General features: G+C 68.3%; 9 protein-coding genes. 3 read left to right on the forward strand and 6 right to left on the reverse strand.

Annotated features, from left to right (window positions below):
• Nucleotides 1–16: 16 nt before the first annotated feature.
• From cysK to ACJEIK_RS08710, 6 genes are all read right to left on the reverse strand, one after another.
• Nucleotides 17–952 (reverse strand): cysteine synthase A, encoded by a 936-nt coding sequence (cysK, locus tag ACJEIK_RS08685; RefSeq protein WP_409431341.1) that lies wholly within the window; start codon nucleotides 950–952, stop codon nucleotides 17–19.
• A 150-nt stretch (nucleotides 953–1,102) separates the two neighbouring features.
• Entirely contained in the window at nucleotides 1,103–3,019 is a 1,917-nt protein-coding gene (locus ACJEIK_RS08690; RefSeq protein ID WP_064860931.1) for a potassium transporter Kup, read from the reverse strand.
• Nucleotides 3,020–3,321: 302 nt separating this feature from the next.
• Nucleotides 3,322–4,023 carry a sirohydrochlorin chelatase gene (locus ACJEIK_RS08695; protein WP_409431342.1) on the reverse strand — a complete coding sequence of 234 codons (702 nt, stop codon included), beginning with the start codon at nucleotides 4,021–4,023 and terminating at the stop codon, nucleotides 3,322–3,324.
• 7 nt (nucleotides 4,024–4,030) lie between these two features.
• Nucleotides 4,031–4,732 (reverse strand): phosphoadenylyl-sulfate reductase, encoded by a 702-nt coding sequence (locus tag ACJEIK_RS08700; protein WP_409431343.1) that lies wholly within the window; start codon nucleotides 4,730–4,732, stop codon nucleotides 4,031–4,033.
• Between the two features lie 8 nt (nucleotides 4,733–4,740).
• Nucleotides 4,741–6,405 (reverse strand): nitrite/sulfite reductase, encoded by a 1,665-nt coding sequence (locus ACJEIK_RS08705; RefSeq protein WP_135355820.1) that lies wholly within the window; start codon nucleotides 6,403–6,405, stop codon nucleotides 4,741–4,743.
• A 123-nt stretch (nucleotides 6,406–6,528) separates the two neighbouring features.
• Nucleotides 6,529–6,765: an Ms4527A family Cys-rich leader peptide gene (locus ACJEIK_RS08710; protein WP_409347417.1), complete on the reverse strand. Its 237-nt coding sequence runs from the start codon at nucleotides 6,763–6,765 to the stop codon at nucleotides 6,529–6,531.
• Here ACJEIK_RS08710 and hemW point away from each other — a divergent pair.
• From hemW to ACJEIK_RS08725, 3 genes are all read left to right on the forward strand, one after another.
• Complete coding sequence (gene hemW / locus ACJEIK_RS08715; protein ID WP_267325196.1) at nucleotides 6,725–7,867, forward strand: radical SAM family heme chaperone HemW; 1,143 nt, start codon at nucleotides 6,725–6,727, stop codon at nucleotides 7,865–7,867. The two genes, ACJEIK_RS08710 and hemW, sit on opposite strands and share 41 nt — an antisense overlap.
• 95 nt (nucleotides 7,868–7,962) lie before the next feature.
• On the forward strand, nucleotides 7,963–9,765 hold the full coding sequence (locus ACJEIK_RS08720; protein ID WP_267325195.1) for an ABC transporter ATP-binding protein: 1,803 nt from the start codon (nucleotides 7,963–7,965) through the stop codon (nucleotides 9,763–9,765).
• A 2-nt stretch (nucleotides 9,766–9,767) separates the two neighbouring features.
• Nucleotides 9,768–11,522, forward strand: a complete 1,755-nt coding sequence (locus tag ACJEIK_RS08725; protein WP_064860918.1) for an ABC transporter ATP-binding protein — start codon at nucleotides 9,768–9,770, stop codon at nucleotides 11,520–11,522.
• Nucleotides 11,523–11,550 lie beyond the last annotated feature (28 nt).

Here is an 11,550-nt window from a genome sequence, read left to right on the forward strand (position 1 = left end):
CGCTTCGCTCGTCCGGTCAGTCCCGGATGTGCTCGTACAGCGCCGTGGAGACGTACCGCTCGCCGAAGTCGGGGACGATGACGACGATGAGCTTGCCGGCGTTCTCGGGGCGCTTGGCCAGCTGCAGCGCTGCCCAAACGTTGGCACCCGCAGAGATGCCGCCGAGGATGCCCTCATCGGTGCCCAGCGCCCGCGCCACGTCGATGGCGTCCGGGAAGGCCACGTCGATGATCTCGTCGTACACGGAGCGGTCCAGCACCTCGGGGACGAAGTTCGCGCCGAGGCCCTGAATCTTGTGCGGGCCGGCCTGGCCGCCGGTGAGGATGGGGGAGTCGACGGGTTCGACACCGACGATCTTCACGTCGGTCTTGCGCTCCTTCAAGACGTGCCCGACACCGGTCAGGGTGCCGCCGGTCCCGATGCCGGCGACGAAGATGTCGACCTCACCGTCGGTGTCGGCCCAGACCTCCTCGGCCGTGGTCTTCTCGTGGATTGCGGGGTTGGCCGGGTTGGCGAACTGATCGGCAGCGACCGAGTTGGGGGTGTCGGCGAGGATCTGCTTGGCCTTGGCGACCGCGCCGGCCATACCTTCGGAACCCGGCGTCAGCACGATCTCGGCGCCGAACGCGCGCAGCATGACGCGCCGCTCCAGGGACATGGTCTCCGGCATGGTCAGGATGACCTTGTAGCCACGGGCCGCGCCCACCAGCGCCAGCGCGATGCCCGTGTTGCCGCTCGTGGCCTCCACGATGGTGCCACCGGGCTTGAGTTCACCGGACTGCTCCGCGGCGTCGACGATCGCCACACCGATGCGGTCCTTCACGCTGTTCGCCGGGTTGTAGAACTCCAGCTTCGCGACGACCTGCGCGCCGGCGCCCTCGGTCAACCGATTGAGCCGGACCAGCGGCGTGCGCCCGACCAATTCGGTGACATTGGCGTAGATCTTGCCCATCGGTGACCTCTCGTCGGCGCTAGCTTGGTGAAATTGTGGTGCCCGCGCAGGCACCTGCCGAATCTGCTGAATCGCAGGTGCTCCGTCAAGGGTTTCATTCATCACAAAATCTATCTGCTTGGGACAACGCGTGCCCCACGGGTCGGTATTTCACACCTCGATGCGGGAGCCCAGGATCACCGTGCGGTCGGACGGCAGCTGGAAATAGGCCGCGGCGTCGGACGTGATGTATGACGTCCCGATGAAAAGCCTTGTCCGCCAGGGTGCCATCGACGGTTCCTTGCCCATCACCAGATCGACCTTCGACAGGAAATAGGTCGCGCCCGCCAGGTCCAGCGGCCCCTCGGTTTGGGCTGAGTTCAGCTGCGCCAGGGCGGCGGGGACGTCGGGCCGGTCCATGTATCCGTAGGTGGCGGTGACGTGGATGATGCCGTCGTCGCGGTAGCCCAGGTCGTCGACCGCCAGCCGGGCGCCGTCGGCGACCCTCGGCACCGTCGCGGTCTCGAGCGACAGCACCACCACATGCTCGTGCAGCATCCGGTTGTACTTCACGTTGGCGCGCATGGCCAGCGGGGCGGTCTCGATGCCGCGGTTGAGAAACACCGCGGTCCCCGGCACCCGGGTCAGCGGCGGCTCGCTCGTGACGATCGATTCGACGAACTGCCGCAGGGGGCCTTCGACGGCGTCGCGGGCCCGCGTCACCACCGCACGGCCGTCCTGCCACGTGGTCATCACCGTGAACGCGATCAACCCGATCAGCAACGGCAGCCAGGCGCCGTGTACCAGCTTGGTGAGGTTGGCGGCGAGGAACAGCAGGTCCACGGTGAGCAGCGGCGCGCCGATCGCGACGACGGACCACAGCGGCCAGTTCCACCGGGCGCGCGCGATGTTGAGGAACAACAGCGTGGTGATGGTGATGGTCCCGGTGACCGCCATGCCGTAGGCGTAGCCGAGTGCCGCGGAGCTGCGGAAGGCGAAGACCAGGGTCAGCACGGCGATCAGCAGCATGCTGTTGATCCACGGCACGTAAATCTGGCCCATCGTGGACGCCGACGTGTGCAGGATCCGCAGCCGCGGCAGGTAGCCGAGGTGCGCGGCCTGGGCCGCTACAGAGAACGCCCCGGTGATGACCGCCTGCGACGCGATCACGGTCGCCGCGGTGGCCAGCAGGACCATCGGCAGCCGGCCCCATTCGGGCGTCAGCAGGAAGAACGGGGCGTCGTGGACGTTCGGATTCTGCAGCAGCAGCGCGCCCTGCCCGAAGTAGCTCAGCATGCACGCCGGGAACACCAGCAGCAGCCACGCGAAAGTGATCGGTTTGCGGCCGAAATGCCCCATGTCGGCGTACAGGGCCTCGGCGCCGGTCACCGACAGCACCACGGCGGCCAGCGCGAAGAACGCGATGTGGAAGTGTCCGGCCATGAAACTCAGCGCGTACAGCGGATTCAGCGCGCGCAGGATCTCGGGGTCTCTGATGATGCCGCCGACACCGCAGGCGCCGATCACGGTGAACCACACGATCATCACCGGACCGAAGAACCGGCCGACGACCGCGGTGCCGCGGTGCTGCACGCTGAACAACGCGATGATGATCACCGCGGTGATGGGCACCACCCAGTCCGAAAGGCCGGGGTCGATGGTTTTCGAGCCTTCGACGGCCGACAGCACCGAGATCGCCGGGGTGATCATCGAGTCACCGAAAAACAGTGCGGCACCCAGGATTCCGAGCGCGGCGAGGAAGGACGCGGTGCGCCTGCCGAGCTTGTTCGACGACTGCTTCACCAGGGTGATCAGCGCCATGACGCCGCCCTCACCGTCGTTGTCGGCGCGCATCACCAAGCTGACGTAGGTGATGGTGACGATCAGCATCACCGACCAGAACACCAGGGAGACGACGCCGTAGATGTTGTCGTGGCTGATCGGCACCGGATGTGGATCATCGGGATTGAACAGCGTCTGCATGGTGTAGATCGGGCTGGTGCCGATGTCGCCGAAGACGACGCCCAGGGCGCTGATGGCCAGGCCCGCTCCCAGCCCCTTCCGACCGGTGTCGGGGTGTGTGCCCACGCGCGGTGTCTCCTTCGTCCGGATCGTTGGCCGACCGTCCGGATCGTAGGCGACGTAGCCGTGACGTGTGATCAGGTTCGAATTGCACCCGACGGCGGGTTGCGGCGGTTGACCCGCCGGCACAGCAGGAGGACCGATGCCGGCAGCGCCATCATGGACAGCAATTGCAGCAGGTCAGACATCAGCGGTCCCGAATATTTGCATGACTGCGAGTCAACCGGCGGCGGCGCCGCGGTGCCACGATCTATACGCAATCCATACGGCAGCGGCCGCGGTCTTGCCGGGATTCAGACGGTCTTCGATCAGGCGGCGCGCGGAACCGCGGCGACCTCGTCGAAGCGGTCCAGCACGGTTTCGGCGACGAGCCGGTGTGCGCCCAGGGGCTGTGCCATCGGAATCCGTTGGGCAGCAGCGAATTTGGCGACCCGGTCGGTGATCGTGCCGTGGGCGAGGAACCAGGGTGCGATGACCAGGCGCGTCGCACCCTGATCCAGCAGCAGCTCGGCGGCTTCGGCCAGGTTGGCGTGCGGACCGGTGGCGAAAGCCGTCGTGGCGCGCCAGTGGGTGCCCGCGACCAGCCCGGTGGCCACGGTGGCGGTGCGCGCGTTGGCCGCGGCCGACGACGATCCGACGGCCGTCACCAGCACGCCGACGCTCGAGTCCAGCCGGGACACCCCGGAATGCGTGAGCCGTTGGCTCAGCACGTGAATCAGCCGGTCATCCTCGCCGAGGACATCGGCCTGCCGCACGGCCGGATTGGCGTCGGCGATCATCTCGGGGATGTCGATGCGGGCGTGATAGGCGTCGGCCAACAGCAGCGGGACCACCACGCCGCCGGCGGGGGAGTCGGCCAGCACATCCCGGAGATTCGGCGAATTCTGTTCGCAGAAAGCCACTTTGACATCGACGTCGCGCCGCAGGGCGGCCACGGTTCGGGCCACCTCGCGGGCGTTCGCCGCAGACCGCGGGTCGGCACTGCCGTGCGCGGTGAGGATCAGTTGCACGACTACCTCAGGATGCGTGCAGACCGCATTCGGTCTTGGCCAGACCGGCCCAGCGACCGCTGCGGGGGTCGGCACCCTCGACCGGCTTCTGGGTGCACGGGGCGCAGCCGATGGACGGATAACCTTCGTCCACAAGCGGATTCACCAGAATGCCGTTGGCTTCGATGTACGCCTGCATCTGCTCGTCGCTCCACGCGGCGATCGGGTTGATCTTCACCAGACCGAACGCCTCGTCGAAACTGATCAGGGGGGCGTTGGCGCGCGTCGGCGCCTCCACCCGGCGGATGCCGGTCACCCAGGCAGAGTAGCCCTTGAGCGCCTTGGACAGTGGCTGTACCTTGCGCAGGTTGCAGCACCGGGCGGCGTCGCTCGCGAACAGGTCCTTGCCGACCAGCTCGTCCTGTTCGGCGACGGTCTGCTCGGGGGTCACGTTCACGATGTTGACGCCGTACACGGCCTCGACGGCGTCACGGGTGCCGATGGTCTCGGCGAAGTGGTAACCGGTGTCCAGGAACAGGACGTCGACGCCGGGACGGACCTTGGCGGCCATCTCGACCAGGACTGCGTCCTGCATGTTGGACGCCACGACGTACTGGCCGCCGAAGTTCTCGTCGACCCAGCGCAGCAGTTCCTCGGCGCCGGCGTCGGCCAGCTCCGCGGCGCCGCGCTCCGCAAGTGCCCGTAGCTCTGTTTCGGTCACAGTCGTCATGTCAGCGCTCACCTCAAGTCGGCTTCGTCGGCCCGAACGGCCCACTGGGCGAAACGCTCGCCGGCCTCGCGTTGTTTCACGAAGTTGCGCACGACACGATCGATGTACTCCGGCAGCTCGGTGGCCAGCACCTTGTGCTGACGCAGCTTGCGTCCGAAACCGCTGTCCAGGCCGAGGCTGCCGCCCAGGTGCACCTGGAAACCTTCCTCGGGGCCGTTGCCGTCGTCGACCATCTGACCCTTGAAGCCGATGTCGGCGACCTGGATGCGGGCGCACGAGTTCGGGCAACCGTTGATGTTGACGGTGACCGGCACGTCCAGCTCGGCGTTGAGGTCGCCGAGACGGGCCTCGAGTTCGGGCACCAGCGTCTGCGCGCGACCACGGGTGTCGGCGAAGCTCAGCTTGCAGTACTCGATGCCGGTGCAGGCCATCAGGTTCTGGCGCCAGTGCGACGGCTGCGACTGCAGGCCGAGGGCATCCAGGCCGGCGCGCAGCTCGTCGAGCTTGTCATCGGCGACGTCGAGGATGATCAGCTTCTGGTAGGCGGTCAGCCTGGCCCGGTCGGTGCCCGCGGCCTCCATGAGGTCGGCCACCTTGGTCAGGATGGTGCCCGAAACGCGACCGGCAATGGCCGAGACGCCGACGGCGTTGAGGCCGTTCTTCAGCTTCTGCACGCCGACGTGGTCGACGGTGTGCGGCACCTGCTCGGGCGCCGGGCCGTCGTGGAGGGGGCGCTTCAGGTATTCCGTTTCGAGAACTTCCCTGAATTTCTCGACACCCCAGTCCTTGATCAGGAACTTCAGCCGCGCCTTCGAACGCAGGCGGCGGTAGCCGTAGTCGCGGAAGATCGAGGTGACGCCCTTCCAGACCTCGGCGACCTCCTCCAGCGGCACCCAGACACCGACGCGCTGCGCCAGCATCGGGTTGGTGGACAGACCGCCGCCGACCCACAGGTCCAGGCCCGGGCCGTGCTCGGGGTGGTTCACCCCGATGAACGACACGTCGTTGATCTCGTGGGCGACGTCCTGCAGGCCCGAGATCGCGGTCTTGAACTTGCGCGGCAGGTTGGAGAACTCGGGGTTGCCGATGTACAGCTCCTCGATCTCCTTGAGCGCCGGAGTCGGGTCCAGGACCTCGACCAGCGAGTCACCCGCGAGCGGGGAGCCGAGCATGCCACGCGGGCAGTCGCCGCAGGCCTCCATGGTCTGCAGGCCGACCTCTTCGAGACGGCGCCAGATCTCGGGGATGTCCTCGATACGCAGCCAGTGGTACTGCAGGTTCTCGCGGTCGGTGATGTCGGCGCTGTCGCGGGCGAAGTCGATCGAAATCTGGCCGAGGGCGCGGACGGCCTGGGCCGACAGGGCCTTGCCGTCGGTGCGCACGCGCATCATGAAGAACTTGGCTTCCAGCAGGTCGGCGTTGTCGTCGCCGGTGAAGGTGCCGTCGTAGCCCTCGGTGCGCTGCGTGTACAGACCCATCCAGCGGAACCGGCCGCGCAGGTCGTCCATCGTGATGGCGTCGAAGCCCTCTTTGGAGTACACGTCGAGGATGCGCTGCCGCACGTTCAGCGCGTCGTCTTCCTGCTTGAACACCTCATTGGCGTTCAGCGGATCGCGGCTGCCCAGCGCCCACTGGCCTTCATCGCGGGTCTTGGCGGGTTTTGCTGTTGTCACGGGGTGATTTCCTTCGTGCAAGAGCAGGCGTTGGATCACGCGTACGCCGGGGGCTGTCCGGCACTGCCGATCCTGTGCCGGCTGAAAGATCTGGTTGTCAGAGCTGGGGCATCAAGGCAGGCATCAAGGCAGACAGCAACAGCTGCATACGCGCTTGAAGTCGACATGCCGCCGCATTACCAATGCGGAACCGAGGGTGCGGTTGAGGCTGGCGGACACCCCGCCATTCTGCCACGAACAGGGCATTCGGCCTAACCGGGCCAGATTCGGAATCTGCGCGAGCAAAAAGTTCGCCGGCGGCGATGGGACACTGGTTGCCATGACCGACGCCCACACCAGCGATACCGGGCCGTTCGGCATCTACATCCACGTGCCGTTCTGTGCGACCCGCTGCGGATACTGCGACTTCAACACCTATACCGCCGGTGAGCTGGGCGGAGCCAACCCAGAGGGCTGGCTGAACGCGCTGCGCACCGAGCTCGCCATGGCCGGCGCGCAGGTCGACCTGCCGGTCGACACGGTGTTCGTCGGCGGCGGTACCCCGTCCCTGCTCGGCGGCGCCGGGCTGCGCGCGGTGCTCGACGCGGTGCGGGATAATTTCCGCCTCGATCCCGGCGCCGAGGTCACGACCGAGTCGAATCCGGAGTCGACCTCGCCCGAGTTCTTCGCCGAGCTGCTGGACGCCGGCTACACGCGGATTTCGCTGGGCATGCAGTCGACGGCGCCGCACGTGCTGGCGGCGCTCGACCGCACCCACTCGGCAGGCCGCGCCCCGGCGGCGGCGCGCGAGGCGCTGGCGGCCGGGTTCGCGCACGTCAACCTCGATCTCATCTACGGGACGCCAGGGGAGTCCGACGACGATCTGCGCCGTTCCGCGGACGCGGCGATCGAAGCCGGTGTCGACCACGTCTCGGCGTACGCGCTGATCGTCGAGGACGGCACCGCACTGGCCCGTAAGGTCCGGCGCGGCGAGATCGCGGCGCCCGACGACGACGTGCTCGCGGCCCGCTACGAGCTGCTGGACACGCACCTGAGCCGGGCCGGCCTGGACTGGTACGAGGTGTCGAACTGGAGCCGTCCCGGCGGCGAATGCCGGCACAACCTGGGCTACTGGGACGGTGGTCAGTGGTGGGGCGCCGGGCCGGGCGCGCACGGTTTCGTCGGGGCCCGGCGGTGGTGGAATGTCAAGCACCCCAACGCTTATGCCGAGGCGCTGGCCGAGGGCAGGCTGCCGGTCGCGGACTTCGAGGAGCTCGACGACGCCACCCGTCACGTCGAGGACGTCATGCTGCGGTTGCGGCTGCGCAGTGGTTTGCCGGTCGCGGTGCTCACCGCGGCCGAGCGCGACCGCGCGCAGGGGGCCGTGGCCGACGGCCTCGTGGCGGTCGCCGACGACCGTCTGGTGCTGACCGAGTCCGGCCGGCTGTTGGCCGACGCCGTGGTACGCACCGTCCTGGACTGAATCCTCGACCGAACCGGAGCGGGCGGGTGCCCGCACCCCACGGCCTGTCGCTATGGTTAGGCAAACCTTAGTCTTCGGGTGGAGTGGGTATTCGTATGACCAACGCAGAACCGTCGCCCCGTGAGCAGCTCAAACAGGCGAAGCTCGCGGCAGCGCAGGACCGCGTCGCGCTCAAGGAGTTGCTGGCCCCGGTGCGGGGCCGCACCGCGCTGGCGCAGCTGTTGCAGCTGATCGCCGCGGCCGCGACCGTGGTGCCGTTCATCGGCATCGTCGAGCTGGGCCGGTACCTGCTGAGTGGTGGTCCGATCGACGCGGCGCGGGTGTGGACCATCGTCGCGGTCTTCGTCGGCGGTGGCCTGGCGGTGCGCACCCTGGCCGGCGGCCTGGCGCTGACGCTCACCCACCACGCCGACGTGCAGTTGCAGGCGGAGTTGCGCCGTCGACTGGTCGCCACGCTCGGGCGGCTGCCGCTGGGCTGGTTCGGCGCGACATCCTCCGGTGAGGTGCGCAAGGCCGTCCAGCACGACGTCGGCGAACTGCACCACCTGGTGGCGCATGCCGCGGTCGAGAAGACCGGAGCGCTCGCCACGCCGGCGTTCGGCCTGGCGTACTGCTGGTACCTCGACTGGCGGCTGGGGCTGCTGGCCATCGGCACCATCCCGATCTACCTCGTGGTCTACGGCGTGCTGATGCGCGGCGCGATGGCCCGCATGGCGCAGATGAACGAGGGCATCGCGCAGATCAGCGCGACCATCGTCGAGTTCATCGCCGGTGTCTCGGTGGTCAAGACGTTCGGGGAAACCGGCAAGGCGCACAAGCGATTCGCCGACGCTGCCGATGAGTTCAACGACGGTTTCGCCGGGTTCGTCGGGCCCATGGTCCGGCTGCGCGCGGTGTCATCGGTGTTCGTCGAGGCGCCGGTGGTGCTGCTGGTGAACCTCGCGGGCGGTCTGTGGTTCATCCGCAACGGCTGGGTGACGCCCATCGAGGTGCTGGGTTCGACGCTCGTCGCCGTCACCATCCCGACCGCGGTGCTGGCCGTCGGGTATTCCGCCGCCGCGAGCCGCCAGGCGGTCGCCGCGGCCGGCCGGCTGACGGCGCTGCTGACCGCCCCCGAGTTGCCGATCGCCGAGAACCCGCAAGTGCCACAGGACAATTCGGTCCACTTCTCGGGCGTCCAATTCTCCTACGACGGCACCAACCCGGTGCTGCACGACATTTCACTGGATCTGCCCGCCGGCAGCATCACGGCGCTGGTCGGGCCGTCCGGCAGTGGCAAGTCCACGCTTGCGACGCTCGTCCCGCGGTTCCATGACGTCACCGCGGGTGAGGTGCGCATCGGCGGCGTGGACGTGCGCCAGATCGATCCGGCGGTGCTGTACCGGCACGTCGGCTTCGTCCTGCAGGACGTGCAGCTGCTCGGCATGAGCGTGGCCGACAACATCCGGCTGGGCCGCGCGGGTGCAGACGACGACGCGGTGCACGCCGCCGCGCGCGCCGCGCACATCCACGACCGGATCATGGCCCTGCCCAACGGATATGACTCGGTGGTGGGGCAGGACGCACACTTCTCCGGCGGCGAGGCGCAGCGCATCAGCATCGCCCGCGCACTGCTCGCCGACACCCCGATCCTGGTGCTCGACGAGGCCACGGCCTTCGCCGACCCGGACTCCGAGGCGCAGATCCAGGCCGCGCTGTCGACCCTGATCGAAGGCCGGACGGTGCTGGTGATCGCACACCGGTTGGGTTCGATCGTGGGCGCCGACAACATCGTCGTCCTGGGCGACGGGCGCATCGTCGAACAGGGACGGCACGACGAATTGCTCTCCCGGGAAGGTGCTTTCGCACGGATGTGGCAGACCTACACGGCCACCGGTGAGTTGGAGGCGGCGCGATGACGATGATCAACGGGTTCCTGCGCATCCTCGGCCCCGAGCGCGGGCGGATGTACGGCTTCCTGGCCTGGGCCGTCGGTTACGGCCTGCTGCACGGGCTTTCGATGACGCTGCTGGTGCCGATCTCGCTGGCCCTGTTCGACGGTGACTATGCCGCCGCGGCCCGCTGGCTCGTCGTGCTGGCGGTGGTGGTGCTGCTCAGCGCCGTCGCGCACTACGTGCAGGCGGCACAGTCGATGCGGATGGCCCTGACCACCATGCGGCTGCTGCACCACCGACTCGGCGACCACATGGTCACCCTGCCGCTGGGCTGGTTCACCCGCGAGCGGGTCGGCCAGGTGTCCCAGATCGCCGTCAAGGGCACGACTTTCGTCGGTACGAGCAGTGCGCACCTGGTGACGCCGCTGGTGGTCAACACCACCAGTGCGCTGACCGTGGTGGCCGGGCTGTTCGTCTTCGACTGGCGGATCGGTGTCGCCGCGCTGGCGGGTGGCGTGGTCCTGATCCTCGCCACGCGGGCCTCGGCCGCATTGATCGCGTCGGCCGAGGCGCGCACCCATGCCGCCGAGATCGAGGTGAACTCCCGGGTCATCGAGTTCGCGCGCTGCCAGCCGGTGTTGCGGGCGTTCGGGCGGACCGGGGCCGAATTCGATCCGCTGACAGGGGCTTTGGCCGAGCAGGAGCAGGTCGGCAAGCGCGCACTGTGGGCCTCGGTGGCCGGCATGATGCTGAGCGGCGTGGGCGTGCAGGCGGTGCTGGGCGGCCTCATCACCGTGGGCGTCTGGCTGGCCGTCGGCGGCGAGATCAACCCGGTGACGCTGGTGGCCATCCTCGGTCTGGCGGCGCGGTTCACCTCGCCGCTGTCGGAACTGGCCGAATACGGCTCCGCGATGCGGATGGCCGGTGCCGAACTGGACCGGATCACGTCGGTACTCGACACCCCGGCGCTTCCGGAACCCGCTGCACCGCAATCGGTTTCGAAGGCCGGGCAGGTCGAACTGGACGGCGTCGCCTTCAGCTATCCGGGGCGCCGCGTGCTCGAGGACGTCAGCTTCGTCGCGGCGCCGGGCACCATGACCGCGCTGGTCGGTCCGTCGGGCTCGGGCAAGACCACCATCACCCGTCTGCTGGCGCGCTTCTACGACGTGGACGCCGGCGTGGTCCGGGTGGGTGGCGTCGATGTGCGGGACCAGAGCACGGCAGAGCTGATGGCCCAGCTGTCGCTCGTGTTCCAGGACGTGTACCTGTTCGACGACACGCTGTGGGAGAACGTGCGGATCGGTGCGCCGAACGCTTCCGACGACGACATCCGGGAAGCGGCCCGCACCGCCGGCCTGCAGTCCGTCGTGGACCGGCTGCCGGCCGGCTGGCAGACGCGGGTCGGCGAAGGGGGGTCGGCGTTGTCCGGCGGTGAACGCCAACGCGTCTCGATCGCGCGCGCATTGCTGAAAAACGCTCCCGTGGTGCTGTTCGACGAGGCCACCAGCGCGCTGGACCCCGAGAACGAACGCCACGTCGCCGCGTCCATCCGCGAGCTGGCGGACCGCAGCACCGTCATCGTGATCGCGCACAAACTGTCGACGGTGACCGCCGCCGACAACATCGTCGTGCTGTCCGACCGCGGCACCGTGGACGACACCGCCACGCATGACCAGCTGATGGCGCGCGGCGGCCGCTACGCCGATTTCTGGGCGCAGCGGACGTCGGCCAGTGGGTGGACGGTCGCGAAGCGCGCGGCGAAAGCCGACGCTGGGGCCTGAATCACAGGGGCGGGCAGTGTTTTTTTGG

Source organism: Mycobacterium sp. SMC-16, from assembly GCF_046250085.1.
Taxonomy (GTDB): domain Bacteria; phylum Actinomycetota; class Actinomycetes; order Mycobacteriales; family Mycobacteriaceae; genus Mycobacterium; species Mycobacterium phocaicum.

Bases quoted from the DNA above. Each gene is read 5' to 3' on its own strand.
- ACJEIK_RS08725 (WP_064860918.1), top strand. From the start codon at position 9,768: ATGATCAACGGGTTCCTGCGCATCCTCGGCCCCGAGCGCGGGCGGATG.
- ACJEIK_RS08700 (WP_409431343.1), bottom strand. From the start codon at position 4,732: ATGACGACTGTGACCGAAACAGAGCTACGGGCACTTGCGGAGCGCGGC.
- ACJEIK_RS08720 (WP_267325195.1), top strand. From the start codon at position 7,963: ATGACCAACGCAGAACCGTCGCCCCGTGAGCAGCTCAAACAGGCGAAG.
- cysK (WP_409431341.1), bottom strand. From the start codon at position 952: ATGGGCAAGATCTACGCCAATGTCACCGAATTGGTCGGGCGCACGCCG.
- ACJEIK_RS08710 (WP_409347417.1), bottom strand. From the start codon at position 6,765: ATGCCGAACGGCCCGGTATCGCTGGTGTGGGCGTCGGTCATGGCAACC.
- hemW (WP_267325196.1), top strand. From the start codon at position 6,725: ATGACCGACGCCCACACCAGCGATACCGGGCCGTTCGGCATCTACATC.